This window comes from Pseudomonas sp. PDM03 (assembly GCF_014852385.1).
GTDB classification, from domain to species: domain Bacteria; phylum Pseudomonadota; class Gammaproteobacteria; order Pseudomonadales; family Pseudomonadaceae; genus Aquipseudomonas; species Aquipseudomonas migulae.
On the sequence record NZ_JACVBM010000004.1, the window covers coordinates 60,878 to 87,249 of the forward strand.

The 26,372-nt window shown below is 59.9% G+C and carries 29 protein-coding genes and 1 pseudogene; 12 read left to right on the forward strand and 18 right to left on the reverse strand.

The genetic code is table 11. From position 1 onward, the window contains the following. Window positions 1–40: 40 nt before the first annotated feature. The 3 genes from IB254_RS08775 (at window position 41) to IB254_RS08785 (ending at window position 3,505) form a co-directional block, all read left to right on the forward strand. Window positions 41–1,654: an inorganic phosphate transporter gene (locus tag IB254_RS08775; RefSeq protein WP_008038529.1), complete on the forward strand. Its 1,614-nt coding sequence runs from the start codon at window positions 41–43 to the stop codon at window positions 1,652–1,654. 265 nt (window positions 1,655–1,919) lie between these two features. Beyond that, window positions 1,920–2,786 carry a hypothetical protein gene (locus IB254_RS08780; RefSeq protein ID WP_008038531.1) on the forward strand — a complete coding sequence of 289 codons (867 nt, stop codon included), beginning with the start codon at window positions 1,920–1,922 and terminating at the stop codon, window positions 2,784–2,786. Next, window positions 2,783–3,505, forward strand: a complete 723-nt coding sequence (locus IB254_RS08785) for a TylF/MycF/NovP-related O-methyltransferase (protein ID WP_056725897.1) — start codon at window positions 2,783–2,785, stop codon at window positions 3,503–3,505. The genes IB254_RS08780 and IB254_RS08785 overlap by 4 nt, the downstream gene beginning before the upstream one ends. Before the next feature lie 90 nt (window positions 3,506–3,595). Here IB254_RS08785 and IB254_RS08790 read toward each other — a convergent pair whose 3' ends face one another. Further along, complete coding sequence (locus IB254_RS08790) at window positions 3,596–4,027, reverse strand: multidrug/biocide efflux PACE transporter (protein ID WP_008032561.1); 432 nt, start codon at window positions 4,025–4,027, stop codon at window positions 3,596–3,598. Window positions 4,028–4,117: 90 nt separating this feature from the next. Here IB254_RS08790 and IB254_RS08795 point away from each other — a divergent pair, with 90 nt between their 5' ends. Continuing rightward, the gene (locus IB254_RS08795) at window positions 4,118–4,972 is read left to right on the forward strand and encodes a LysR family transcriptional regulator (RefSeq protein WP_192417046.1); all 855 of its coding nucleotides are present in this window, start codon (window positions 4,118–4,120) and stop codon (window positions 4,970–4,972) included. A 99-nt stretch (window positions 4,973–5,071) separates the two neighbouring features. Here the strand turns inward: IB254_RS08795 and IB254_RS08800 are convergent, their stop codons facing one another. The 3 genes from IB254_RS08800 to IB254_RS08810 form a co-directional block, all read right to left on the reverse strand. After that, window positions 5,072–6,307 (reverse strand): RNA polymerase sigma factor, encoded by a 1,236-nt coding sequence (locus tag IB254_RS08800; protein WP_192417047.1) that lies wholly within the window; start codon window positions 6,305–6,307, stop codon window positions 5,072–5,074. A 48-nt stretch (window positions 6,308–6,355) separates the two neighbouring features. Beyond that, entirely contained in the window at window positions 6,356–6,700 is a 345-nt protein-coding gene (locus tag IB254_RS08805) for a YciI family protein (protein ID WP_008032567.1), read from the reverse strand. Window positions 6,701–6,767: 67 nt separating this feature from the next. Next, entirely contained in the window at window positions 6,768–7,193 is a 426-nt protein-coding gene (locus IB254_RS08810) for a YybH family protein (RefSeq protein WP_008032569.1), read from the reverse strand. Between the two features lie 141 nt (window positions 7,194–7,334). On the opposite strand from IB254_RS08810, the gene IB254_RS08815 reads away from it, so the two are divergent. Together IB254_RS08815 and IB254_RS08820 are read left to right on the forward strand one after the other, a co-directional pair. Next, window positions 7,335–7,820: a GNAT family N-acetyltransferase gene (locus tag IB254_RS08815; protein WP_192417048.1), complete on the forward strand. Its 486-nt coding sequence runs from the start codon at window positions 7,335–7,337 to the stop codon at window positions 7,818–7,820. Between the two features lie 7 nt (window positions 7,821–7,827). Further along, a complete protein-coding gene (locus IB254_RS08820; protein ID WP_192417049.1) occupies window positions 7,828–8,433 on the forward strand; it encodes a pyridoxamine 5'-phosphate oxidase family protein in 606 nt (201 codons plus the stop codon). 134 nt (window positions 8,434–8,567) lie between these two features. On the opposite strand, the gene IB254_RS08825 is transcribed toward IB254_RS08820, so the two are convergent. The 3 genes from IB254_RS08825 to IB254_RS08835 form a co-directional block, all read right to left on the reverse strand. Then, window positions 8,568–9,056: a GNAT family N-acetyltransferase gene (locus IB254_RS08825; RefSeq protein ID WP_192417050.1), complete on the reverse strand. Its 489-nt coding sequence runs from the start codon at window positions 9,054–9,056 to the stop codon at window positions 8,568–8,570. A gap of 95 nt (window positions 9,057–9,151) precedes the next feature. Beyond that, window positions 9,152–9,637, reverse strand: coding sequence for a GyrI-like domain-containing protein (locus IB254_RS08830; protein WP_192417051.1), 486 nt, complete (start codon window positions 9,635–9,637; stop codon window positions 9,152–9,154). Between the two features lie 67 nt (window positions 9,638–9,704). After that, entirely contained in the window at window positions 9,705–10,367 is a 663-nt protein-coding gene (locus tag IB254_RS08835) for a LysE family translocator (protein ID WP_192417052.1), read from the reverse strand. A 141-nt stretch (window positions 10,368–10,508) separates the two neighbouring features. Between IB254_RS08835 and alaC the strand changes: the two genes are divergently transcribed. Beyond that, complete coding sequence (gene alaC, locus IB254_RS08840; RefSeq protein ID WP_192417053.1) at window positions 10,509–11,726, forward strand: alanine transaminase; 1,218 nt, start codon at window positions 10,509–10,511, stop codon at window positions 11,724–11,726. A gap of 99 nt (window positions 11,727–11,825) precedes the next feature. On the opposite strand, the gene IB254_RS08845 is transcribed toward alaC, so the two are convergent. Both IB254_RS08845 and IB254_RS08850 read right to left on the reverse strand, forming a co-directional pair. Further along, complete coding sequence (locus tag IB254_RS08845; RefSeq protein WP_008038555.1) at window positions 11,826–13,178, reverse strand: GntP family permease; 1,353 nt, start codon at window positions 13,176–13,178, stop codon at window positions 11,826–11,828. Between the two features lie 82 nt (window positions 13,179–13,260). Then, on the reverse strand, window positions 13,261–13,794 hold the full coding sequence (locus tag IB254_RS08850; RefSeq protein WP_192229135.1) for a gluconokinase: 534 nt from the start codon (window positions 13,792–13,794) through the stop codon (window positions 13,261–13,263). Between the two features lie 215 nt (window positions 13,795–14,009). Here IB254_RS08850 and IB254_RS08855 point away from each other — a divergent pair, with 215 nt between their 5' ends. The 3 genes from IB254_RS08855 (at window position 14,010) to IB254_RS08865 (ending at window position 16,564) form a co-directional block, all read left to right on the forward strand. Then, window positions 14,010–15,041, forward strand: coding sequence for a LacI family DNA-binding transcriptional regulator (locus tag IB254_RS08855; RefSeq protein WP_192229134.1), 1,032 nt, complete (start codon window positions 14,010–14,012; stop codon window positions 15,039–15,041). A 168-nt stretch (window positions 15,042–15,209) separates the two neighbouring features. Continuing rightward, window positions 15,210–15,842 (forward strand): glutathione S-transferase family protein, encoded by a 633-nt coding sequence (locus IB254_RS08860; protein ID WP_008038561.1) that lies wholly within the window; start codon window positions 15,210–15,212, stop codon window positions 15,840–15,842. 158 nt (window positions 15,843–16,000) lie between these two features. Further along, entirely contained in the window at window positions 16,001–16,564 is a 564-nt protein-coding gene (locus IB254_RS08865) for a hypothetical protein (RefSeq protein WP_192417054.1), read from the forward strand. Window positions 16,565–16,725: 161 nt separating this feature from the next. Here the strand turns inward: IB254_RS08865 and IB254_RS29805 are convergent, their stop codons facing one another. The 3 genes and pseudogenes from IB254_RS29805 to IB254_RS08875 form a co-directional block, all read right to left on the reverse strand. After that, the gene (locus IB254_RS29805) at window positions 16,726–17,295 is read right to left on the reverse strand and encodes a methyl-accepting chemotaxis protein (protein ID WP_268945229.1); all 570 of its coding nucleotides are present in this window, start codon (window positions 17,293–17,295) and stop codon (window positions 16,726–16,728) included. Then, window positions 17,269–18,045: pseudogene (locus IB254_RS29810) on the reverse strand (PAS domain-containing protein); the annotation flags it as partial. The pseudogene IB254_RS29810 and the gene IB254_RS29805, both read right to left, overlap by 27 nt. A gap of 414 nt (window positions 18,046–18,459) precedes the next feature. Beyond that, window positions 18,460–19,332, reverse strand: coding sequence for a LysR family transcriptional regulator (locus IB254_RS08875; protein WP_192417056.1), 873 nt, complete (start codon window positions 19,330–19,332; stop codon window positions 18,460–18,462). 99 nt (window positions 19,333–19,431) lie between these two features. Between IB254_RS08875 and gstA the strand changes: the two genes are divergently transcribed. Then, complete coding sequence (gene gstA / locus IB254_RS08880) at window positions 19,432–20,034, forward strand: glutathione transferase GstA (protein WP_192417057.1); 603 nt, start codon at window positions 19,432–19,434, stop codon at window positions 20,032–20,034. Between the two features lie 111 nt (window positions 20,035–20,145). Here the strand turns inward: gstA and IB254_RS08885 are convergent, their stop codons facing one another. The 4 genes from IB254_RS08885 to IB254_RS08900 form a co-directional block, all read right to left on the reverse strand. Next, window positions 20,146–21,159, reverse strand: coding sequence for an ABC transporter substrate-binding protein (locus IB254_RS08885; RefSeq protein ID WP_008033013.1), 1,014 nt, complete (start codon window positions 21,157–21,159; stop codon window positions 20,146–20,148). Then, window positions 21,156–21,689 (reverse strand): sigma-70 family RNA polymerase sigma factor, encoded by a 534-nt coding sequence (locus IB254_RS08890; RefSeq protein WP_008038576.1) that lies wholly within the window; start codon window positions 21,687–21,689, stop codon window positions 21,156–21,158. The genes IB254_RS08885 and IB254_RS08890 overlap by 4 nt, the downstream gene beginning before the upstream one ends. A 233-nt stretch (window positions 21,690–21,922) precedes the next feature. After that, window positions 21,923–22,714, reverse strand: a complete 792-nt coding sequence (locus IB254_RS08895; protein WP_192417058.1) for a phosphate/phosphite/phosphonate ABC transporter substrate-binding protein — start codon at window positions 22,712–22,714, stop codon at window positions 21,923–21,925. Between the two features lie 134 nt (window positions 22,715–22,848). Beyond that, window positions 22,849–23,790 carry a fatty acid desaturase gene (locus tag IB254_RS08900; protein ID WP_192417162.1) on the reverse strand — a complete coding sequence of 314 codons (942 nt, stop codon included), beginning with the start codon at window positions 23,788–23,790 and terminating at the stop codon, window positions 22,849–22,851. 405 nt (window positions 23,791–24,195) lie between these two features. Between IB254_RS08900 and IB254_RS08905 the strand changes: the two genes are divergently transcribed. Further along, the gene (locus tag IB254_RS08905; protein WP_192417059.1) at window positions 24,196–24,612 is read left to right on the forward strand and encodes a GNAT family N-acetyltransferase; all 417 of its coding nucleotides are present in this window, start codon (window positions 24,196–24,198) and stop codon (window positions 24,610–24,612) included. A 125-nt stretch (window positions 24,613–24,737) separates the two neighbouring features. Here the strand turns inward: IB254_RS08905 and def are convergent, their stop codons facing one another. Then, complete coding sequence (gene def / locus IB254_RS08910) at window positions 24,738–25,277, reverse strand: peptide deformylase (protein ID WP_008032999.1); 540 nt, start codon at window positions 25,275–25,277, stop codon at window positions 24,738–24,740. Continuing rightward, window positions 25,274–26,236 carry a YihY/virulence factor BrkB family protein gene (locus IB254_RS08915; RefSeq protein WP_192229124.1) on the reverse strand — a complete coding sequence of 321 codons (963 nt, stop codon included), beginning with the start codon at window positions 26,234–26,236 and terminating at the stop codon, window positions 25,274–25,276. Before IB254_RS08915 ends, def begins: the two co-directional genes overlap by 4 nt. Window positions 26,237–26,372: the final 136 nt, after the last annotated feature.

The window sequence follows — 26,372 nt, forward strand, 5'->3', positions numbered from 1 at the left end:
GATCATGACCGACACACTTCCCTCCTCAGGATTGTCCGGCATGGCTACTCCTTCCTTTTCCGCTGCCCAGGCGCCCGCCAGCAGTGCCAGACCGCAGCTCGACAAGAAACCCAACCTGTTCACCCTGGTGATTTTCTTCGGTGTGCTGGCCAGTGGACTGTTGTTCACCGCGTACAGCCTGATGCACGACATGAGCGAACTCGGCACGGTGGTCACCACCTGGACGCCGTTTCTGTTGCTGGGCGTGGCGCTGCTGATCGCGCTGGGCTTTGAGTTCGTCAACGGTTTCCACGACACCGCCAACGCGGTGGCCACGGTGATTTACACCAACTCGATGCCACCGAATTTCGCGGTGGCCTGGTCCGGGTTCTTCAACTTCCTGGGGGTGTTGCTGTCCAGCGGCGCGGTGGCGTTCGGCATCATCGCCCTGCTGCCGGTGGAGCTGATTCTGCAAGTCGGTTCGTCCGCCGGGTTCGCGATGATTTTCGCCCTGCTGATCGCCGCGATCCTGTGGAACCTCGGCACCTGGTGGCTGGGCTTGCCGGCGTCGTCGTCACACACGCTGATCGGTTCGATCATTGGTGTCGGTGTGGCCAATGCCCTGATGCATGGCCGCGACGGCACCAGCGGCGTGGACTGGGCGCAGGCCACCAAAATCGGTTATGCGCTGTTGCTCTCGCCGCTGGTCGGCTTTGGTTTTGCCGCGCTGTTGCTGCTGGCCTTGCGCGCCTTCGTCAAGAATCGTGCGTTGTACAAGGCGCCAAAAGGCAACACGCCGCCACCGTGGTGGATTCGCGGCATGCTGATCGTGACCTGCACCGGCGTGTCGTTTGCCCACGGCTCCAACGATGGCCAGAAAGGCATGGGTCTGATCATGCTGATTCTGGTCGGCACGCTGCCCATGGCTTATGCGCTGAACCGCACCATGCCGGCCGATCAGGCTTTGCAGTTCGCCGCCGTCGCCGAAGTCACCCAGCAAGCGCTGGTGAAAAATTCGCCGCTGCCGGCACCGGCCGACCCGCGTGCGGTGTTGTCCGACTACGTGCGCAGCAAGGAGGCCGCGCCGCAACTTATCCCGGCCCTCGCCGCGCTCACCGGCCGTATCGGCGCCGAGGTCAAGGGTTACGGCTCGTTGTCCAAAGTGCCCGCCGAAGCCGTGGGCAACGTGCGTAACGACATGTACCTGGCCAGCGAAACCATTCGCCTGATGGACAAGAACAAAGTCGGCAACTTCGACGCCGACACCAGCGGCAAGCTGCAACTGTTCAAACAGCAGATCGACAATTCGACGCGGTTTATCCCGCTGTGGGTGAAAATCGCGGTGGCGATTGCGCTGGGCCTGGGCACGATGGTCGGCTGGAAACGCATCGTGGTGACGGTCGGCGAAAAGATCGGCAAGTCCCACCTGACCTACGCGCAAGGCGCCTCGGCGGAAACCGTGGCCATGCTGACCATCGGTGCTGCGGATATGTTCGGATTACCGGTGTCGACCACCCACGTGTTGTCTTCAGGAGTGGCCGGGACCATGGTCGCCAACGGCGGCGGCTTGCAGATGAAGACCATCCGCAATCTGCTGATGGCGTGGGTGTTGACCTTGCCGGCGGCGATTGTGCTGTCGGGCAGTTTGTATTGGTTGTTCACCCAAATCTTCTAGTCCCAACACAACCCCTGTGGGAGCGAGGCTTGCCCGCGAAGAACGATAACGAGGTCTAGCCGAATGACCGCGTTATCGTTCTTCGCGGGCAAGTCGGAATGCCGCACCACTCGCTCCTACAGGGGAATTTTTTCGTCTGGAGAATGCTTTTCGTCGCAAATTCAGGGGATTGCGTTTTTATTGATCCTCCGCCCACCGGATTGCTCTTCAGTTTGCTAACGTGTGGCCGACTCTTAAGAGACTCGATGTATTCAGGAGAGGAACCGTGAATCTGTACATCAATCAGCTTCAACACAAAGCTGACTTCAAAGAAGCCATCTATGGCGGTGACATCTTCCTGAACACACAACTGCGCGCCGCCAAAGAGCTGTGCGCGTTCGCCCAGGAAAGCATCACCGCTGCCTTCGACGGCGAGACCAACCACCAGGCGCTGCACACGCTGATGCCGGTGGAAGAATTCGTCGTACTGGTGACGCGCCTCAAGGGCCAGTTCACCAACAGCCTGCGTGCCAAAGAACTGATTCGCAGCTTCACCGAAGAGATCGGTGCCGCCCCCGAAGAATTCATCTTCGACGTACCGCGTATCCGCGTCGTGCCCAACTACGACTACCTGCATGCGGGCGTCAGCTATGCCTACAAGCCGCATCGCGATACCTGGTACGGCGGCGTCGATTGCCAGATCAATACCTGGATGCCGGTCTACACGATCCAGCCTGACCAGACCATGATGATCAACCCGGCCTACTTCGATGCCCCGGTGAAAAACACCTCGGCGCAATGGAGCCTGTCGGACTGGATTGGCGTACAACGTCAACGCGCCAAGGACAACGTCAAGGAAGAGGCACGCCAGCACCCGGTGCCCACCGAAGCGATCAACACCGCGTCCGAAATTCGCATCGCCGGCAACACCGCCGAGATGCTGGTTTTCTCGGGTTCACACCTGCACGGCACGGTGCCCAACTACACGCAACAAACCCGTTTCAGCGTGGATTTCCGCCTGATGCACCTCGACGACCTCAAGCACAAGCGCGGCGCGATCAACGTCGACAGCGCCTGCCCTGATGTCGGCGCAGGTTTCAAAGACTATTTCCACGCCCACGACTTTTCTAATTTCCAAGGAATCGAAGCATGACCAAGCGTCGCATCACGCCTGCCGAGGCCCAGTACAACGAAACCCGTACCAACGTTCTGAAACGGGTCGATGCCGAGTACGTGGCCGACGCACCGTTCGTCTTCGCCAACCGCATCGGCGTGACCGCTGCACTGTCGCGTATGGAACTGTTCAAGAAAGTCGCTGAAGTACCGGGCGCGATCATCGAGTGCGGCGTGTACAAGGGCAATTCGCTGATGCTGTACATGCACTTGTCGATGATCCTGGAACCGTACGCGATCAACCGTTCGATCGTGGGCTTCGACACCTTCGAAGGCTTCCAGAGCATCGACAAGAAAGAAGACCCGGCCGACGTCAACGAGACCATGTTCGCCGACACCGACCAGTCGCTGATCCAGGACATGATCGACGCCAACGACCTGCTGCGCCCGGTCAACCGCATCCCGCGTTGCGAACTGGTCAAGGGCGACATCGTCAAGACCGTACCGGAGTGGGTCAAGACCCGTCCGGACCTGGTCGTGGCCATGCTGATCCTCGACACCGACCTGTACGAGTCGACCAAAGTCGCGCTGGAAACCTTCCTGCCGTACATGCCAAAAGGCGCCATCGTGGTGCTGGACGAAGTCGCTTACCGCAACTTCCCGGGCGAAACCAAAGCCCTGCGTGAAGTGCTCGACCTGAACAAGATCGAGCTCAAGCGTCTGCCGTTCGACAGCTGCGTAGGCTACTTCCACGTCTAACGCTCCCTTGTAGGAGCCGGCTTGCTGGCGATCCAGACGACTCGGTGAAACAGACACACCGCGTTGCCTGAATCGCCAGCAAGCCGGCTCCTACAGAGGTATACGCATCACCATTCGCTCGCGCACTACGTCATACACCCAGTGGTAAACGTAGGTGTACGGCAGGAAAAACAGCAACACCCCGATATCCAGCAAGAACGCCTGCCACAGGCTGACGTTGAGCCACCAGGCAATCAGCGGTACGCCGACCGCCACCAACCCGCCTTCAAACAGCAGCGCATGAACGACTCGCGTCCAGGCGTTGTGCGCAATCTCGAATCGCGTCAGCACGCGGTCAAAAATCCCGTTGAAAATCACGTTCCAGGCCAGGGCCAGCGCCGCAATGACAACGGTGACGACGCCCATGTCGAGCATCGGCTTGTCCATGATCCACGCCAGCAACGGGGTGCAGATCACGATGGCCAGCAGTTCAAAGCCGATGGCCTGGAAAATACGTTCAGTGATGGATTTGTTGGCGTTCATGAGCAGAACTCCCTGAGTGACTGTGGTTGCCATGATCCATCCTCGCACCGATACTTCATAACCAATAACCATCGATCAAGGCGATAGTTCATGGCCTCTCAGGAAGTGTTGCAAGCGTTTGTGCAAGCGGCGACCCAAGGCTCGTTTTCAGCGGCGGCGCGCAAACTGGGGCGCAGTCAGTCGACCATTAGTGCTGCGGTGGCAAGCCTGGAGATCGATCTGAATCTGGTGTTGTTCGACCGCAGCAGCCGCAAGCCCACGCTGACGCCGGCCGGGCACGTGATGTTGCAACGGGCCGAGGAAATCCTCGCGGCCACCAGCCGCCTGGAAATGACCGCCGGCCAACTCTCTCAGGGTGTCGAACCGAAGCTGACCGTGGCGATTTCCGACACCTATCAGTCCGACCGTTTCGAAGCGGCGCTCAGTGCGTTCGAGCAGCGTTACCCGGACCTGGAACTCGAATGCCTGATCGCCGAATGCGATGACCTGGTGGCGCTGGTGCAAAGCGGTCGGGCGCATGTGGCGTTCGCCGAGCAACAGGACAGTTACCCGCCGGACCTGGTCAGTTCGACGGTGCAGGAACGCACGGAAATCGCTTTGTTCGTGTCGCGTGAGCATCCGCTGGCGACCCTGACCGGAATCGATCAGGAGCTGTTGCAGCAGCATCGGGAGCTGCGTCTGGCGACCATCGTCAATCCGTATGAAAGCCGGGCGAAGGGGCGCGTGTGGTCGGCACCGAGTTACTTGATGCTGCTGGAAATGGCTCAGGGTGGATTCGGCTGGGCGCCGTTGCCGCGATGGCTGGTGGGGCGGTTTGGTGCCGGGACGTTGCAGGAGTTGAACGTGCGAGGGTGGCCGAAGCCGCTGTTCGTCGATGCGTTGTGGTCGCGGCTGCATCCGCCGGGGCCGGCGGGGAGTTGGTTGTTGGGCAAGATGTTGGAATGAAGGTCCTGCGGACCTTATCGCCGGCAAGCCGGCTCCTACAAAGGGCAGCGCTGAACCTGTAGGAGCCGGCTTGCCGGCGATGGGGCCGGCGAATTCACCTCACTTTAACGCCCTGATCCGCGCCTCGATAAACCGCCGCTCCGGCATCTGCTGCGTCAATTCAAACGCCCGCTCATACGCCGCCCGCGCCTCCTCAACCCTGCCCAACTGCCGACAAAACTCCGCCCGCGCCGAATGTGCCAGGTGGTAATCCAGCAATTCGCCGCGATTCAGAATCCCTTCAACCAACGTCAACCCCGCCAACGGTCCATCGCGCTTGGAGATCGCTGCCGCGCGATTCAGCTCAATCACCGGCGAAGGCACCGCCGCCAACAGCACATCATACAAACCCGCAATCTGCGCCCAGTCCGTCTCCCCCGCCGTCGGCGCTTCGGCATGCACCGCCGCAATCGCCGCTTGCAGGCAGTAAGGCCCGAATCGCCGCGAGGTCAACGCCCGCGCAATCAGCGCGCACCCTTCGGCAATCAACGCGGCATCCCACAGCGTACGGTCCTGCTCATCCAGCACAATCAGCTCGCCACTCGCCGACGTTCGCGCCGGGCGTCGTGACTCATGCAACAGCATCAGCGCCAGCAGACCCATCACTTCGGGTTCGGGAAGCAATTCCATGACCAATCGGCCGAGCCGGATGGCCTCGCGGGTCAGATCCTCGCGAGTCAGTTCAGCACCGATGGACGCCGAGTAACCTTCGTTGAACACCAGGTAAATCACCCGCAGCACGCTGTCGAGACGCTCGGGCAATTCCGCCAGGGTCGGCACCTGATAAGGGATTTTCGCGTCGCGGATTTTCGCCTTGGCGCGCACGATGCGCTGGGCAATGGTGGCCGGTGCCGAGAGAAACGCCCGGGCGATTTCCTCGGTGGTCAGGTCGCAGACTTCGCGCAACGTCAGCGGCACTTGAGCATCCGCCGCGAGTGCCGGGTGACAGCAGGTGAAGATCAAACGCAGGCGATCGTCTTCCACGTCTTCGTCACTCCAGTCGGCCTGCTCCAGCGCTTCCAGTTGCGCGATCAGCATCGGCCGGGACGCGGCAAACCGCGCGCGCCGACGCAAGCCGTCGATGGCCTTGAAGCGCCCGGTGGACACCAGCCAGGCACGCGGATTGTCCGGCACACCGTCACGCTGCCAACGCTCGACCGCGATGAAAAAAGCCTCGTGCAGAGCCTCCTCGGCCAGATCGAAATCACCGAGCAAACGGATCAGGGTCGCGAGGATTCGCCGCGAGTCTTCGCGGTAAACCTGCTCGACCCGAGCCTTGACCGACACGTCAGCCATCAGTGCCGATGGCCTTCAATCACCCACATCACCACGCAAACCTCCTTATCAGGGATTCAATTGACGAACCGGTCGCACCTCGACACAGCCGACCCGGGCCGCCGGAATATTGCCTGCGACCTGGAGGGCTTCATTGAGGTCCTTGGCGTCGATCAGGTAGAAGCCGGCCAACTGCTCCTTGGTTTCGGCGAACGGGCCGTCGGTGATCGACACTTTGCCGTTGCGCATGCGCACGGTGGTCGCGGTCTGCACCGACTCCAGCGCTTCGGCGGCGAGCATGCGGCCGCTGCCCTGGATCGATTCGGCGTAGGCCATGCACTCGGCGTCGTTGGGACTTTCGGGCAGCGAGTGCAACTCCTGTTCGTTGCTGTAGACCAGGCATAAATACTTCATGGGGCTCTCCGGATCGAACTGATCAACTATGGCTGCAGTTTGGCGCGTGGGGGGCACTTCCCGACGATCAGGGCTGCAGACCGAACAACGCGGTACCGCTCGTCATGTCGAACGGCGCCGACCAGTGTTCATGGACGATGCGCCATTGCCCGGCCTCGCGCCGATAGCAGCCGGTCACGCGCATCCAGCAGGCCTGGGTTTCGCCCTTCTCGTTGGTGCCGCCGCAATGGGCCAGCCAATGGGCGAAGGCGATGTGCTCGTCGGCCACGATGTTCATCTGGTCAAAATCAAAGGTGTGCGGGCCCTGGCACATTTCCATGCATTCCAGCCAATGCGCGCGGTAGGCCGCCTTGCCGCGAAACTGCAGGGCCTTGACCGCGTCGTAGGAGACGATGTCCTCGGCATACAACGCCATGATTTTCTCGAGATCCTTGGTGATGACCGCCTGACGATAGGTGTCGATCAGGGCCTGGATTTCGTGGGTAGCGTTCATGGTGGTTCTCCGTGTTTTTTGTTGTGAAGACACCCTTAGTCGTCCGGCAAGACGCCAGATCGACAGTCAAATTAAAAATAATCCATGGGCGCAAACTCGCTAGAATCCGAGGCTCATTTCTGTTGGAAAAAGGACACTCCAGTGACAACCCGACTCGTGCCTTACGAAAGCCTGAACGCGAAGCAGCGCCAAGAGGTGGAGGCCATCGAAGTTCATCAGGAACAGATCAAGTTCTCCGGCGACATCCACGGTGCGTTGCACACCCTGCTGTCCAAACCCGGCCCCGGCGTCAAAGGATTTGCCCTGCTGGTCGAGGATGTCCCGGTGGCTTTCCTGCTGCTCAAACGCCCGCCAGTGCTGCCGGCCTGGGCCGACGAACACAGCGCCACCCTGCATGCGTTGCAAGTCGATCAGCGTCAACAGGGCAAAGGTTATGGCAAGGCCTGCCTGCAAGCCTTGCCGGAAGTCGCGCGTCAGGCGTTTCCGGAAATACGGGGGCTGGAGTTGTCGGTGGATGCGGACAACGAAGCGGCCATCGCGCTGTATGCAAAATTCGGCTGGGTCGACAGCGGCGAGGCCTACAAGGGCCGGATCGGTTACGAACGGCGCATGGGTCTGGTTTTCTGAGGTGGTTATGCTCGACAGCATCGAAGCACTGGAAGCAATTTACGGCCATCCCCACGACCGCGCCGTGCGCAAGCAAATCGCCTTTTTGAACGAGGACTATCAAGCGATGGTCCGCGCCTCGCCGCTGGTGATCATCAGCTCGGTTGGCCCCGACGGCTTGGACGGCTCACCTCGCGGCGACACGCCGGGTTTCGTGCGAATCATCGATGAGCGCACCCTGGCGATCCCGGATCGCCCGGGCAACAACCGCATCGACACGCTACGCAATGTGGTGTTCGATCCGCGGGTGTCGCTGTTGTTCATCATCCCGGGGATCGGCGAGACGTTACGGGTCAACGGCACAGCGCAGATCAGCAATGAGCCGGCCTTGCTGGAAAGCTTCGCGGTCAACGGCAAATCGGCGCGCACGGTGATGCTGGTGACGGTGGAGGCGGCGTTTTTTCACTGCTCGAAAGCGATTGTGCGTTCGGATTTGTGGAACCCGCAGAAGCACCTGGATCGCTCGGCGCTGCCGACGGCGGGAGCGTTTCACAAGCGGTTGAATGATGGGCAGTTTGATGCCGAGACGTATGACCGGGAAGCGCCGGTGAGGGTGCGGGACAGCCTCTACTGACACGAATCCTGACCATTGTAGGAGCCGGCTTGCCGGCGATGGCGGCGTATCAATCAACATTGACGGTGCCTGACACACCGCTATCGCCGGCAAGCCGGCTCCTACAGGGGATCTTCTGCGTTTGGTAGATGGGGTTACAACGCCAACACCATCTCATGCCACGCCATTCCGCCATGGTCCGACGCGGAAGGTTTGACGTAGGCAAATCCGAACCCGGCATACAACGGAATGTGCCGCTCCTTGCACATCAGGTTGATGCTGGTCTTGCCCAGCCCACCCGTGCGCTCGATGAACTCGCCCATCAGACGTTTCGCCAAACCCTTCCCCTGATAATCCGGATGCACCACCACCGACATGATCACCACGTGCGGGCCGGCCGGGTCGTGGCCGATCAGTTCCTTGAACGCTTCGTCCGACATTTCCACCTGAAACGCCGCACCGGAGTTGATGAAACCGGCTACAACGCCATCCACTTCGGCGACGATGAAACCTTCAGGCCAGGTGGCGATGCGCGTAGCGATTTTTTCTCGGGTGGCAGCTTCGTCACCTTCGTAGGCAACGGTTTCGATGGCGTAGCAGCGGTCCAGGTCAGCGGGGGTGACGTGGCGGATGACGGTGTTCATGGCGGCTCGGAATCAGCGGGGAAAGGCTGGGGATCATAAATCAGCGTCAGGACGACATCGAGAGGCGAATCGCTGATCCGCCTCTCAATCAGGCATTACGCCTTGAGCGGTAGCCAGATTTCCAGCACGCCGGTGTTGAGCTTCGGGTTGAAGTCTTCGCTGTAGCGTTCGAATTCCGGGGCGTCCGCCGCCTCTTTACCGGACTGCGGCAACCAGGTTTTCCAGATGTACTGAAACGTCGCGGGCAACTGGTCCAGCGCGCCTTTGTGCTCGAACACCGCGTAATGCTGGGGTTGGACCTCAACCCAGCGGTACTTCTCGGGCAGGTCGTCGAGTTTGTCGATCTCGACGCCGGCGATGTATTCGAAGCCGCCCTTGCCATCCGGATTGCAGCAGATGCCGTAGGTCACTTCGCTTTTTTGACCGGGAATTTTGCCAATCTCGGGAACGAATTTCTCCCAGAGTTTGGGAATGCCTTGCGTGGTCTGCTGGGTAAATCGTCCACCAAACCCCGCAATGAGCAGGAAGTGCCCATGTTCGAAACGTGGTTCCGGCATTTCGCCGCGTGTCTGCTCATCCATGACTCGACTCCTTGGTACAAAAAGTGGGTTCGGCTGGGAGTATAGAAGCCAAACCCGATTCGCCCAATTACAGCGTATGCAACGCCTCGACCGCGCCAGCGCCAACAAACTCGTTGTACCCCGATAGGATCACGTACACCGCGAAATAGCAGAAGATCGCCGCCGATGCCATGTACGAATAACGCAGCAGCTTGTCGCCCAGCAACTTGCCGCCATGGCTCGCGGCAAAGCACAGGCCTGCCGACCACAACAGTCCGGCACAGAGAAATCCGCCGAGGAACAATGCCGAGCTGAGCGCCCCGCCACCGCCGGACCGCGCGATCAGCGTGCCGCCTACCGCCGCGAACCAGAGAATGGCGCTGGGTGACGACATGGCGAGGAAGATTCCGCGAAAGAACTCCTTGCGGTGCGAGTTGTGGCCCACGTCGGCGGTCTCGGCCAACAGCGCTTCATGGTGGATCGCCGAATAGATCATCTTCGCCGCGAAATAGATCAGCAACGCCGAACCACCAATCCACAACACCCAGCGCACGGTTTCGTATTGCAGCAAAACGGTCATGCCGGCCAAGGCCAGTACGGCGTAGATCAGGTCGCCGACGCAGGTGCCCAACCCCAGCGCAAAGCCTTGAAAATAGCCGCGCTGCATGGCCAGCGTGATCATCGCGATGTTGGCTACGCCGATGTCCAGGCACAGAGAAAGGCTCAGCAGAAAGCCGCTGCTAAATTCCATCGACCGATTTCCTTCGGAAAAAAAATTATTTACGTGGAGGCTGGACAGTCTGCCACAGCTGCCCTTACATTCCGCCACAGGTCACCGCAGTGACCAGCGTCGCTCGGACGGTTCCGGGCGCTTACGTTATCCGAGGCAACAATGGCCGAACAAGGTTCGCCGCGCCGCTTTGCGCGCATAGATCGACTCCCCCCTTACGTATTCAACATCACCGCCGAACTGAAGATGGCCGCCCGTCGTCGTGGCGAAGACATCATCGACTTGAGCATGGGCAATCCCGACGGCCCGACGCCGCCGCACATTGTCGAAAAACTCGTCACCGTCGCCCAGCGCGAAGACACCCACGGTTATTCCACGTCCAAGGGCATTCCACGTCTGCGCCGGGCGATTTCCAACTGGTACAAGGAACGCTACGAGGTCGACATCGACCCGGAAAGCGAAGCCATCGTGACCATCGGTTCCAAGGAAGGCCTGGCGCACTTGATGCTCGCCACCCTGGACCAGGGCGACACCGTGCTGGTGCCGAACCCGAGCTACCCGATTCACATCTACGGTGCCGTGATTGCCGGCGCCCAGGTGCGTTCGGTGCCGCTGATTCCGGGCGTGGACTTCTTCGCCGAACTGGAACGGGCGATTCGCGGCTCGATCCCGAAACCGAAGATGATGATCCTCGGCTTCCCGTCCAACCCCACCGCGCAGTGCGTTGAGCTGGATTTCTTCGAGCGCGTCATCGCCCTCGCCAAACAGTACGACGTACTGGTGGTACATGACCTGGCCTACGCCGACATCGTCTACGACGGCTGGAAAGCCCCGTCGATCATGCAAGTGCCCGGCGCCAAGGACATTGCGGTGGAGTTTTTCACCCTGTCCAAGAGCTACAACATGGCGGGCTGGCGCATCGGCTTCATGGTCGGCAACCCGGAACTGGTCAACGCCCTGGCGCGGATCAAGAGCTACCACGACTACGGCACCTTCACACCGCTGCAAGTCGCGGCGATTGCCGCACTGGAAGGCGATCAGCAATGCGTGAAAGACATCGCCGAGCAGTATCGGCAGCGGCGCAACGTGCTGGTCAAAGGCCTGCATGAACTGGGCTGGATGGTGGAAAACCCGAAAGCGTCGATGTACGTCTGGGCGAAGATTCCCGAAGCGTATTCGCATCTTGGCTCGTTGGAATTCGCCAAGAAACTGCTCGCCGAGGCCAAGGTCTGCGTCTCGCCGGGTGTCGGGTTCGGGGAATATGGGGATGATCATGTGCGCTTCGCGCTGATCGAAAACCAGGACCGGATTCGTCAGGCCGTGCGCGGGATTCGCGGGATGTTCAGGGCGGATGGTTTGGTCGCAAAAACCAACGCCTGACCTGTAGGAGCCGGCTTGCTGGCGATGCAGGCGACTCGGTTTAACTTCTTGACCGAGTCGATGCCATCGCCAGCAAGCCGGCTCCTACAATAGTGTTGCTTAGACGAACAACGACAGCAGCAGGATAAAGCCCAGGCCAACCACCGACAGGATGGTTTCCATCGCCGTCCAGGTCTTGAAGGTTTCCGCTACGGTCATGTTGAAGTACTGCTTCACCAGCCAGAAACCCGCGTCGTTGACGTGAGAGAGAATCAACGAACCGGCGCCGGTCGCCAGCACCAGCAGCTCACGGTTCACACCCGGAATCATCCCCACCACCGGCACCACGATGCCTGCGCCAGTAATGGTCGCCACGGTTGCCGAACCGGTCGCAATACGGATCACCGCCGCCACCAGCCAGGCCAGCAGGATCGGCGAGATTTGCGCGGCCACCGCCATGTTGCCGATGACATTACCCACGCCGCTGGTCACCAGCATCTGCTTGAAGCCACCACCGGCACCGATGATCAGGATGATCGCGGCGGTTGGCGCGAGACTCGCATCCAGCCATTTGAGCATCTGGTTGGAACCAATGCCCTGCTTGTAACCGAAGGTGTACAGCGACAGTAGCAACGCCAGCAGCAGGGCCGAGATCGGGTGACCGATCAGGTCCATGAAGGTGCGGAAGAAGTTGCCGTCCGGCAGCACCACGTCGGCGAAGGTCTTGAGCAGCATCAGGAACACCGGCGACAGCACGGTGATCAAGGTGATGGAGAAGCTCGGGAGATCGGCAGAATCGTTCTCACGCGCCAGTTGATCCACCAGCTCCTGGTTCGGATGGCCGGGAATGTACTTGGCAATGAAGGTGCCGTAGATCGGGCCAGCGATGATGGCCGTCGGCAGTGCGACGATCAGGCCGTACAGAATGGTTTTACCGATGTCGGCGCCAAACACGCCGATGGCCAGCAGCGGACCCGGGTGCGGCGGAACAAGACCGTGCACGGCGGACAGACCGGCCAGCAGCGGGATACCGATCTTGATGATCGACACGCCGGTACGCCGGGCGACGATGAACACCAGCGGGATCAGCAGCACAAAACCGATTTCGAAGAACAGCGGAATGCCGACCAGGAACGCGGCGAACATCATTGCCCACTGCACTTTGTCCTTGCCGAACGCACGAATCAGCGTCTGGGCAATCTGATCCGCCCCGCCCGACTCGGCCATCATTTTGCCGAGCATGGTGCCCAGCGCGAGGATGATGCCGACGAAACCGAGCACGCCACCGAAGCCGTCCTGGAACGCCTTGATGATGGTGCCGATCGGCATGCCGGAAGTCAGCCCGAGAAAGGCTGCGGCAATGATCAGGGCAATGAACGGGTGAAATTTGAACTTGGTGATCAGGACGATAAGCCCGATCACCGTGACCACTGCATCGAGCAGCAGGAACGTCTCGTGGGACATGCCAAACATTAGGGGTGTCTCCTGGTTGTTGTTGTTATTAAAACGGGTAATTCGAAAGCCATAAGGACAGCGCTATCTCTTCAAGCAAAATTTAACCGGCGCGTTTCAGGCCGTGTTCCAGCCACCAGGCGTGGGCTTGCTTCGCCAACTGGTCGACGCTGTGGTTCGAGGCGTCGAGGGCCAGGGTCAGCGGCTCGCCAACCGGGGATTCAAGGGTGGCGAACTGGCTGTCGATCAGGGTCGACGGCATGAAATGGCCCGGCCGATGGGAGACACGATCGGCCGCCACTTCAGGCGTGAGCTCAAGGAACACAAAACCCAGGCCCGGCAAGGCGCTGCGCAAAACTTCGCGGTAACTGTGTTTGAGGGCCGAGCAGGTCAACACCGGGCGCTGGCCCGTGGCGTCGACGCGGCGCAATTCATCGCACAGGCTGTCGAGCCAGCCAGCACGGTCGTCGTCGTTCAGGGGGATACCCGCGCTCATCTTTTCGATATTGGCGGCAGGGTGGAAAGTATCGCCTTCAATGGCAGTCGCGCCGCTGAGCTGGCACAAGGCTTCGCTGACGCAGGTCTTGCCGCAACCGGCAACGCCCATGATGACCAGGGCGGTGATGGGATGATTCATGTAACACCTCAGCGCGCAGACAGCGCTACCTTTGCCAGTTATGACACTAGACGAAAAGTAGAAGTTGCCGACGCCTTCTTGTCATTTTTGTGGGTTGCAGCATGTTCGTTCCGGACGCCGAAAAGCGAGGTTCAGGCAAAACTCGCTTACGCATTTGCAGCTGCATCGGGACAGCGCTACCTTAGTGCCTTGAATTTTGTTTGGCAAGCCGCCCGATGACCTCTTCTAAAAACGATAAAAATACGCGAACCACTGGCCGTCCTACCCTCAATGAAGTAGCCCGACTGGCCGGCGTCAGCCCCATTACCGCCTCCCGCGCCTTGCGCGGCGTGAGCACGGTGGCCACCGAACTGGTGGAAAAAGTCCAGAAAGCCGCGCTTGAACTCAACTACGTGGTCAACCCCGCCGCCCGAGCGTTAGCCTCGGCCCAGAGCCATTCCGTGGTGGTTTTGGTGCCGTCGCTGTCCAACTTGCTGTTCATCGACACCCTGGAAGCCATTCATCAGGTTTTACGACCGAAGGGCTTCGAAGTGCTGATCGGCAACTTCCATTACTCGCGTGATGAAGAAGAAAACCTGCTGCGCAATTACATGGCCTATCAGCCGCGCGGTTTGCTGCTGACCGGGTTTGATCGCACCGAAAGTTCGCGGCGGATGATCGAGGCGAGCAATATTCCCTGCGTGTACATGATGGAACTCGACAGCGCTGCGGGTCTCAATTGCGTGGGTTTCTCGCAACTGGCGGCCGGCGAAACGGCGGCGGAGCATTTGCTGTCCCGCGGTCGCAAGCGTCTGGCGTACATCGGTGCGCAACTGGATCAGCGCACATTGCTGCGTGGCGAAGGATTTCGCAAAGCCCTGCAAAAGGCTGGTCGCTATGACCCGGACCTGGAAGTGCTGACGCCCCGCGCCTCCTCCGTCGGCCTGGGTGGCGAGCTGTTCCTGCAACTGATCGCCAGTCATCCCGATGTCGACGCAATCTTCTTCGGCAACGACGACCTGGCCCAGGGCGCGCTGCTGGAAGCGATGCGCTGCGGGATCAAAATCCCCGAACAAGTGGCGGTCCTCGGTTTCAACGACTTGCCGGCCTCGGCGCACATGGTCCCGCGCCTGAGCAGCATCAATACCCCGCGCGAGGCAATTGGCCGGCGCGCGGCAGAGCAGATGCTGACGTTGATGGCGGGCAACACCGTGGCGAAACCGGTGCAGGACATGGGGTTCGAATTGAAGGTGCGCGAAAGCACGTAACCCTGTAGGAGCCGGCTTGCTGCGGGCGGCGTTCCGACGATGGCATCACCGCGTTGTATCTTATGAACCGAGGTGATGCGATCGTCGGAACGCCGCCCGCAGCAAGCCGGCTCCTACAGGGGTATTCTGACCATTCCAAAAGCGTCTGACCGCTGTAGGAGTATCTCAATGGAACATGCACTGAAGATCCTGGGTAAGGCCTCGTCCATCAACGTCAGAAAAGTCCTGTGGACCTGCGACGAGCTGGGCCTTTCCTACGAACGCGAGGACTGGGGTAGCGGGTATGCGTCGACCCACAGTCCCGAATTTGTCCGGCTCAACCCCAACGCACAGGTGCCGGTGATCATCGATGAAGCCGGCGTGCTGTGGGAGTCCAATACCATCTGCCGTTACCTGGCCGGCAAACACCCGCACGCAGAATTGCTGCCACATGAACCGGCGGCGCGCGCCCGGGTGGAGCAGTGGATGGATTGGCAAGCCACCGATCTCAATTCGTCCTGGAGCTACGCATTCACGGCGCTGGTACGCAAAGACCCGGAGTTCCAGGACGCGCACCGGATCGCCACGGGCTTGCGCGGCTGGAATCAGAAGATGGGCATCCTCGAGCATCAGCTCGCGACCACCAAAGCCTATGTTGCCGGACCACGGTTCACGCTGGCCGATATCGTCATCGGGCTGTCAGTCAACCGTTGGCTGATGACGCCGATGGATCGACCGGACTTCCCGGCCATCGACGAATATTTCCAACGCCTGGCGCAACGCCCCGGGTTCCTCAAACACGGCTGCAACGGCCTGCCTTGATCGGTCGACCTCTGCCGTCGGGCGGCAAAGGTTGACCGCAACTCTTTCGTTTCCTGCTCAAGAAAAAATACAACTCATTGAAAATATTGGGCTTTATTGCTTGGGCACGCTAATTGCTCAAGTCGCTGCACCGCAAACACCTACAAGGTCTACTCATCATGTTGGTCAGTGCAAAGCAAAACCTAATGACGCCGCTTCCCAAAAAGCCGGGCGACGAACCGACTGCGGATGCCGCCGCGGGTCTTCAAGGTGGCCTGCAAGCCGTGTTGATGCAGAGCGTGCAAAACAATATCCAGCTGCAAAACGTGAAGAACGATGGGAAGGTCCTGGCGTCTGCCTCCAGGCTCGCCACGGAACAGGTCAACGCCGCCAATAAAATCAGCGACAACGTCGATGAAGCGTTCGCCAAGACCCGCGTCGCGCTGCAAGCCACCGATGCTTCGACAGTGCCAAAGGCCGGTGAAAGCACCGCCATGGCCGACTTCAAGGACTACATGAGCAAAACCCCGGAACAGCGGTTGCGCGACAGTATTCTGAAGGAGATGGGGATTACCGAAGAAGACCTGAAAGCCATGCCGCCGGAGAAACAACTGGCGGTCGGTAAAGAGATTGCCGAGCGTCTGCAAGACAAGATAAAACTGGCGCAGGCCGAGAAAGAAAACGGCAGCAGCAGTGAGAAAAGCGGCGCCCAGGTGGTCGACAAGTTCCTCGCATCGCTCTGACCACGCGGATGCTTCTGTAGGAGCGAGGCTTGCCCGCGAAGAGGCCGTCACATTCAACATTAATGTCGACTGACGCACCGCTTTCGCGGGCAAGCCTCGCTCCTACAGTTCATGGGTGAACCCACAATCCAGAATCCGTTACGATTCCCTGTAGGGGCGTTTCAATTCAATTGCAGCGTTGAATTGAACTGGCTGATCGCGTCCACCACATGCCGCGAGCCTTGCTGGATTTCCAGGATCACCTCCCCCGCCTCGTTCGCCAGTTCCACCCCAAGGCCGGTGCGGCTCAAACTCGACTGCATGCTCGACACCGCGCTCAACGACAAATCGTGGTTTTTGCGCACCACGTCGACAATCTCCAGCGTCGCCTGGCTCGTGCGTGCAGCGAGGCTGCGAACCTCATCCGCCACCACGGCAAACCCTCGGCCGTGCTCCCCGGCCCGCGCCGCCTCGATGGCCGCGTTGAGCGCCAGCAGGTTGGTCTGGTCGGCAATGCCGCGAATGGTCTGAACGATGGTGCCGATGATGTCGGACTGTTTGCTTACCGCATCGATGCTCAGCGCCGCTTCGTTCAAATCCCTGGAAATGTCCTGGATGATCTGCACCGTCTGCTGCACCACCTGAGACCCCTTCTGCGCGCAGGCGTCGTTCTGCACTGAAGTGCTGTGGGCCGACTCCGCAGCCGTTTGCAGCGTGGTCACTTGCTGCGTGATATCGCTGGCGAACTTCACCACTTTGTACAAACGGCCCTTGGCGTCGAACAACGGGTTGTAGGACGCTTCGAGAAAAATCGTATGACCGTGCTTGTCTCTGCGTTCGAAACGGTGCGAGTGATATTCGCCACGATTCAGTGAAGCCCAAAACCCTTTGTAAGACGGCGATTCGGCTTCGGCGCGGTGGCAAAACAGACTGTGATGCTGGCCGACAATTTCGTTGAGCGCGTAATGCGTGGTCTTCAGGAAGTTTTCATTGGCGGTGATCACATTGCCAGCGGGGGTGAATTCGATCACCGCCATCGAACGACTGATTGCCGCGAGCATGCTTTCGTTTTCGTGTTCCTTGTTCACCCTGTCCGTAATATCGGTGGCGACTTTGATCACACTGCTGACTTGCCGGTCGACACCGAAAACCGGCATGTAACTGGCTTCGAGCCAGATCTCCTTGCCGCCCTTGTTCAAGCGCAGGAAAGTCCCGCTGAGCGACTCGCCACGGGCCAGGTCACGCCACAATTTGGCGTAGGCTTCGCTGCGATAAAACGTTTCCTCGCAAAAGATCCGGTGATGTTTGCCGCGCACTTCTTCGGCGCTGTAACCCATGGCTTTGCAGAAGTTGTCGTTGGCATCGAGCACGATGCCGTCAGGGGTGAATTCAATCATCGCCATCGAACGACTGACGGCCGCCAACTTGGCGTTGGCCTCGGTCAGCGCACAGCTGTAGCACTCGATTTCCTGCAGGTCAGCCTTGTGATGTAGGTTAAACATGGTCGTATCACCCTAAGCGCGCTCGTTTGATTGATGAAAGTTCTTCGGTCTTTCAACGTATCCACCACAACGTTCCATGGAACAGGCACACGCATTCCTCCACGGGAGGAATTGTCAGGTGATCAATGATGTTGAATCGGAGAGTCCATGTGGCAACGCTCTTATCAAGACATCCGTCTCTTGATAGCCCGGGACCGGGCCAGCCCTAACGTTTTCATAAGTAACTCCCTTTGCCGTAAAACTCCTTGCCGCTCGCATCGGTGCCTTGGGTTGCGCACTCTGGAAGCGTGCATGCCGGCCTTCACATGGCGACCGACATGGTTCGTCAGGACTGAGCATAGCCAGCCGCAATAGGCTTGCAAGGCCACTAGTCGGCCAGTATTGGGGACAAAAACGGTTCAGCAAACGCTTGATTTATTGTTCAGCCAACATGCTCAACAATGCCTGCACCGCCGCAGAGGGTTGTTTGTTTGCAGCGACCACCAAGGCAAACTCACGATCGATACGCGGTTTGACCGGCACCACACGCAGCCCCTGGAGATGGCTGGGCAAGGTCATTTCCGGCACCAGGGTGACTCCGATGTTTTCGCGCACCAGCGTGAACGCACTGCTCCACTCGCGGACCTCGACACGAACGTCACGCAGTTGCAGACCGGCATCGGCGGCCAGGCTACGGGCGTTGGTCGAACAGCCGCCCGTGGCCAGCACAAACGGCTGGTCTGCCAACTCCGCGAGGGTGACGCCTTGTTCAATCGAGCGGCGTGCCAAGGGATGGCCGCCGGGCAACACCGCGACCCAGGCATCGCGCCCCAAACGCCCGGCATTGCGCTCCGGCGCCGGGTTCAGCACCACACCCACATCCACCAGGCCGGCGCCGAGCAGTGCTTCCACTTCATCGTCGCTGACTTCCAGCGCGACCACCTGAATGCCGGGGTAAAGCCGGCTGAATGTGCGCAGCAGCGGCGGCAGAAAGGTTGCCAGCACCATGGGGAAACTCGCCAGGCGAATCGTCCCGCGCTGGATGTCTTTCGCGGCATCGACGGTGCTGCGGATGTTTTCCAGGGCGCCGAGCATGGTCCGGGCCTGCTCGATGACCGACAGGCCGATAGCGGTCGGCAGTGTTTGGCGATTCTCCCGAGTGAACAGCTGCACGCCGAGGGTTTCTTCGATCAACGCCAACGCCTGGCTCGCGCCTGACTGGGTCATGCCGACCCGTTCGGCAGCGCGGGTAATGTTGCCCGTATCGGCCACTGCCACCACCATTCGCCAGTGCATCAGATTCATCATGGCAGTAGCATTCCTTATGGCAGTTTTCTGAAAGATTAATTTTACCGAGGGCGTCGCGCACTATGACACTGGCACAAATCCTCAACCAGAGCCCTGCCGATGAAGTTGTATTACGCCCCCCAAGCCTGCTCGCTGGCACCGCACATTGTGCTGCGTGAACTGGACCTGCCGTTCGAGTTGATCCGCGTCGATAACCGCACCAAACGGACCGCGAGCGGTGCCGATTTCCTCACCATCAACCCGAAGGGTTACGTCGCAGCGCTGCAACTCGACAACGGTGACGTGCTGACTGAAGGCCCGGCGATCCTGCAATACCTGGCGGACCTGCGACCCGAGGCGAACCTGGCGCCCGTGAACGGGACGTTCGAGCGAGTGCGGTTGCAGGAGTGGCTGAATTTCGTTTCGACGGAGATTCATGGCGGGCTGGGTTGGCTGTTCAACGCGCAGTTCCCCGAGGAGGTGAAAGCGCTGATCAAGGAGAAGTTGTTCAAGCGCTTTGCGGTGTTGTGTCAGACGCTGGAGCGCCAGGATTATCTGCTGGTGGGTGGGTTCAGCGTTGCCGATGCGTATTTGTTTACGGTGTTGCGGTGGGCGCCGTTGTTTGCGATTGATTTGGATCAGTGGCCGGTGTTGGCGCGGTTTCAGGCGCGGGTTGATTTGCGTCCGGCGGTGAAAGCGGCGTTGGCCGTGGAGTTGGTGTAGGTCTTGAGACCATCGCGAGCAGGCTCGCTCCCACAGGGTTCTGTGTCCTGCCGCAGATCCATTGTGGGAGCGAGCCTGCTCGCGATAGCGGTGGAACAGGCACTAGAGAATTTACAGGCTCGCACTCACCTTGGTAGCCACCTCACCCGGCACCCAACCCTTCCAGATCTGCGGCTGATCGCGCAAAAACGCTTCCGCCACCTGACGCGGTTGTTGGCGTTTTTCGCTCATCTGCGCCAGCGTCTGGTTCAGCAGATCGATCGGGAAATCGACTTTCTCGAAGAACGATACCAAGTCCGGATACTGCGTCTTGAACGGTGCAGACACGCCGATCGCCAGGCTCGCCGGCATCGAGCGCGTGCCTTTGGGGTTTGGGTTGTTGGCGTCGGCCAGGGTCTTCCAGGCTTCGGCGTCGAACGGCGGCTCTTCGAGTTTCACCAGTTTGAAGCGACCCAATAGCGGCGTCGGCGACCAGTAGTAGAACAACACCGGTTTGCCGCGACGGATCGACGAGGCCACTTCGGCATCCAGCGCCGCGCCGGAGCCGGTGCGGAAGTTGACGAAGCTGGTGGTCAGGTCGTAGGCCTTGAGTTTCTGACTGTTGACGATCTCCGAAGTCCAGCCGGTCGGGCTGTTGAGGAAGCGTCCGCGACTCGGGTCTTCGGGGTCGCGGAACACGTCTTTGTAGCGCGCCAGATCGGCGACGGATTTCAGCTCCGGCGCCAGCGGTTTGATCCCGCGCTCCGGGTCGCCCTTGATCACGTATTCCGGCACCCACCAGCCTTCGGTGGCGCCTTTGACGGTGTCGCCCAGCCCGAACACTTTGCCTTCCGACGCCGCCTTGACCCACGCCGGACTGCGCCCGGCCCACTCTTCGCCGATCACTTGAATGTCGTTCTTGGCCAATGCCGCTTCGAGGCTGACGGTGCTGCCCGGCAAAGTGTCGGTCGGGTAACCGTAACCTTTTTCGACGATCAGCCGCAGGATCTCGGTGATCAGGCTGCCGCTTTCCCAGGTGATGTCACCGAAATGGATCGGCTTGGTTTGTTCCGCAGCGGGAACGTGGGTCGCCACAAGGCTCAGGGCCAGCAGCGAACTGCCGAGCAGGGTTTTGATCGATTTCATGCGGACCTCTGGTGCAAGGGTTCATTGGCGCTGTGCTGGGCGCACAACGCTTGGGAGCGGGTCATGTAGACGCTGACGGAACGCTGGGAAATGCCCAGTTCGGCAGCGATTTGCGGGTACGTCAGGCCATCGATGCGCGACAACAGGAACGTCGCCCGGACTTTGCCCGGCAAACGCTCAAGCGTTCGGTCGAGGCGGTGCAACGCCTGGGTCAGTTGCAGCAATTCCTCGGGCGAGGACGCTTGGGGCTGATCGAGGTGTTGCAGTTGATCGAGGTGCTGACGCTCCAGATCGCGGCGGCGCCAGAGTTGATAAATCAACCGGCGGGCGATGGTGGTGAGCAAGGCGCGGGGCTCGCGGATCGGGGTCAGACCCGGCGATTCGAGCAGTTGCGCGAAGGTCTCGGCGGCGATGTCTTCAACGCTGGAACTGGCCCCGAGAAACTGGCGCAACCGAGCGCACAGCCAGGGGTAATGGGCGCGGAACAATCCGCCCACGTCGTTTCGATGGGATACGTCGGTGCCGGACATAGAGGCTCCAAGGGTTAGGGTCGCTGAATGTCCGGTGGTCCGGTGAGGCGAATCCTAGCAAGGAGCCTTATTCTTTAATAATACTTAAAATGCATTTTTATATTCCATTAAGGAATTAAAGTGGTATTTGATGGATCGCCTTCGCGGGCAAGCCTCGCTCCTACAGGTGCAGCGCTAGACCTGTAGGGGCGAGCGGTGCGGCGGTCCGACTTGCCCGCGAAGGCGATCTCCAGTCAACGCAACCGCCCAAACCCCAACGCCTCGGCTTCCTGCTGATAGTCGAGAACGATTTGATAGTCACTCTCGCTGGCCGGCAACACCTCGTGTAACCCGAGGACTTCGGCAACATCGGGCAACTCCCGCAATGTCTCGTTCATCACCTGCCGCAGCGCCTCCACCTGTTCATCGGTCGCCGTCGCAACGGTGATATACGGCAAGGTCGGACTGAACGCGCTACGCACCACCACGCGCAATCCCGCCACTTCCTCTTCGGCGTGCCGCGCCAGGTAGGCGAAGGTCACGCTGTCGATGGCGGCGAGGTCGGCTTGATCTTCACGCAGCCAGCGCAGGCTCTCGCGGTGGCTGCCGCTGATGCCGACGCTGGCGAAGAACTGCCCGTCGCGGTGCAACGGCGCGAGTCGTTGACGCAGCAGGTTCATGCCGCTGTTGGAGTCTTCGCCGTTGATCACGCCACGGCTGCCGAAAAACGCGGGCAAGGTCCGGCGTGAATCATCGGCACGACTCAGCAGCAGGCTGCAATGGTTGCCGCCGCTGCTGTCCGGCAGTTCGTAACGAGGCCGGCCGATAACCCGAACCTGGCCGCGCAATGCGGTCATCAACGGATAGCCGCAGGTTTGGGTCAGCAGCAACTGCGGGGACAGCCACAGGTCCATCAGCGACAGCCCTTCGGCGTTGCGGCGGGTGGCGCCCAGACGTTCGAGGATTCGCGTCAGCCAACGCTCGTTGGCCTCGCGGATGGGTTCGGGGGCGACGTACATCAGTAATTCGGTGATGTGTTGAGTCATCAAAATCTTCCATACAACGAAAATCTACTGTAGGAGCCGGCTTGCTGGCGATGGCGTTGTGTCATGTTGTATCAATGGGACTGATACACCGCTATCGCCAGCAAGCCGGCTCCTACAAGGGGATGCATTGGCAATCAGTGGAAGGGGTGTTTCGGGCTGTCGATCGCCTTTATCCCGTTCTCACGCCACAACTGAGCATAACCCTGCACCAGAAACCCGCCGCTGCGCGCCACCCATTGCTCGCGGCGCGCATGGTAGGCGCGGGGCAAGTCGTACCAGGGCAGACCCGGCAAGTCGTGATGCACCAGATGAAAATTCAGGTTCAGGAACAGCCAGCGCCATGGCCAGCCGGCTTCATTGAGCACGGTGCGTTGCTCGGGTTGAGCATGGGGACGGTGCTCATAGTAGGAGCGGATCATTGCAATCGACAGCGCCGGCACGCTGATCAGCAACAGGTAATGCCACACCGGCACCACGCTGTAATGGGCGATGAACAGCAACATCGACACGGTCAGTGCGCCGTGGGTCAGCCACATCAACCAGGCCTGTCGATCACCCGATCTCAGGCGCTGCAGTTCTTCGCGCGCCAGCGCCAGCAAGGCCAGCGGCGCACCGATGATGAAGCGTCCGAGTACGGTTTTGTTCAACCAATGCAGGCTCTGTTCGAACACGGAACTGCCCTGCCACCGCTCGGCACTCAGGTAACGGCTTTCCGGATCGATGCCCGGCAAGGTCAGGTCTTCGTCGCGGTGATGCAGCAGATGGCTGTCGCGATACAACGTGTAGGGATACCAGACGGCGAACGGTGCGTAGCCGAGGATTTTGTTCAGCGTGGTCCAGCGGGTGGGATGACCGTGGAGCAATTCGTGCTGCACCGACAACCACAGCACCACCAGCGGAATCAGCAGCAACGTGCTCCACCAGACGCCCAACCGATCGCTGGCCAGCATGATGCTGAACCAGCCGCCGTACACGCCGATCAGCAGCAACCAGGTCGGCCACTCGGTGCGAGCGGTCAGGCGTTGGCGCAACGTTTCGATTTCTTCTCGGTGGGCACTATCGAAGTAATGGGGCATGGCGTTGCTCAGATCGGGGACCAGTCCCCTTCTGTGCAATGGCATCGGGAAATCTTGCAGATTATTTTTTCGCTGTCTGTAGGAGCCGGCTTGCTGGCGATTCAGGCAACGCGGTCTGCCTGACACACCGAGTGGTCTGAATCGCCAGCAAGCCGGCTCCTACAGGGGGAAGTGCGTTTCAGGCTTACCGCTTAATGGCCGAACACACCCACCTTCTTGGCCTTCTTGTCCGCGCGTTTTTCATCGGCGGTTTTCGCCGGTTTCTTCTTCGCTGCTTTTTTTGAATCCATGCCTTTGGCCATGATACGTACTCCACACATACAGGATGTGAGATCAGGTATACACCTATCCCCGGCCGCCTGTTCTTTTATAATCGCCCGCTTTGCGCACACACAGACCCAACCCATGCCCGACACCCAGTACACGTTGCTCGACGAGCCGTTATGGCCCCTGATGAACAAGTTTTATCGCGCCCACCAATCGTCGATGAAAGCGGTCCGCGACGCTCAATTGTGGGTGGCCAGGCGCAACGAGATCATTGCGGCGCTGTGCTTGCGTCCGGTCTCGGGCGGGCATTGGTTGACCGGTTTGTTTGTCGATCCGGCCTGTCGTGAACAAGGAATCGCAGCGACGCTGATTGCCGAAGCGGTGAGCGGTCTTGACCAACCGGTGTGGCTGTTCTGCCACCCGGACTTGCGGGGTTTTTATGAGCGTCGCGGGTTTACCTTCGATCCGCCCATGCCTTACGCGATGGTCGAACGCTTGAGCCGCTATGCGCGCAGCAAACCGATGATTGCGATGGGGCTGGGGCCGGTCAGGTAGACATGGAGATCAACTGTAGGAGTGAGACCGGCTTGCCGGCGATTGCGGTGGGTCAGTCACCAACAGTATTTACTGTCACGGCCCCATCGCGAGCAGGCTCGCTCCTACAGGGTTTGACGGTGAGGTCAATCGTCGGCGTTGGGATCGAGGTCCGGAAACATCACTTCGGTGAACCCGAATTTGCTGAAGTCGGTAATCCGCGACGGGTATAACCGGCCGATCAGGTGATCACATTCGTGCTGCACTACACGGGCGTGAAACCCTGAAGCGATGCGCACGATCGGCTCGCCTTTCGGGTCGAAACCTTCATAGCGAATTTGCTGGTACCGACTCACCGCGCCGCGTAATCCCGGCACCGACAGGCAGCCTTCAAACCCCTCTTCCATCACCGGGCTCAACGGCGTGATCAGCGGATTGATCAGGATCGTCTGCGGCACCGCTTCAGCGTCCGGATAACGCTCGCTGTGCTCGAAGCCGAAGATCACCAGTTGCAGGTCGACGCCGATCTGCGGCGCGGCCAGGCCCACCCCGCCGACGCTTTCCATGGTCTGGAACATGTCGTCGATCAGTTGCCACAGCTCGGGGCTGTCGAACATCTCGGCGGGAACCGGCGGCGCAATGCGCAGCAGGCGCTCGTCGCCCATTTTCAGGATTTCACGGATCATTTGATGACTTCGTCAGTGGGTGGTTTCACCGAGTGATCCCGGCCCAGCCCGGAAACGTGGTGTTTCTCTTCGTGGACAGGACCGTGTTCACCGGCGACTTTTTCGCCAGGGTCTTTGCCTTCGCGCGACATGTGTTCGATCACCGCATTCATCTCCGCACCGAGCAACAACACCGCCGCGGAAATATAGAAGTACAGCAACAGCACGATGATCGCGCCGATACTGCCATACATGGCGTTGTAGTTGGCGAAGGTCTTGACGTAAAACGCAAAGCCCAACGACGCGATGATCCACACCACCACCGCCAGCACCGAGCCTGGGGTGATGAAACGAAACTCCTGTTTTACGTCGGGCATGACGTAATAGATCAGCGCCACGGCAATCATCATCAGGATCACGATGACCGGCCAGCGAGCGATGGTCCAGACCGTGACAATAAAGTCTTCAAGGCCGACCTGCGCGGCGATCCAGCCCATCACTTGCGGCCCGAGCACCATCAGCGCGGCGGCAATCAGCAACATCCCGGCAATACCGATCGTGTAGAAAACCGACAGCGGAAAACGCTTCCAGAACGGCCGGCCTTCGACCACGTCATACGCGGCGTTCATCGCGCTCATCATCAGTCGCACGCCGGCCGAGGCCGTATACAGCGCGATGACGATACCGACCGAGAGCAAGCCACCCTTGGATTGCTGGAGCTGGTCGATCACCGGGTTCACCTGCTCCAGCGCCTGGGGCGGCAGGACCAGTTCCGATTGCAGGCGCAGCCATGAGAAGAAGTCCGGCAAGTGCAGGAAACCGATCAGGGCAATCAGAAAAAGAATGAAGGGAAACAACGAAAACAGCATCTGATAGGCCAACGCCGAGGCATAGGTCGACATCTCGTCGGCGACGAACTCGGTGACTGTGCGCACCATCACGCGATGGAGGGGCACACCTTTCATGTCCGGGAAAATCATTAGCGTCTCCTTTCGCCGCAATGGGGTTGAAGTCGTGGCGACTCAGGGGCCGTTTTCTACATCAAAGTAGCCCAATTGGCGACTTTGAAACAATTTCTGTGCGCAAGTTCAGGCTGACACAAAAACGGCCATCCGT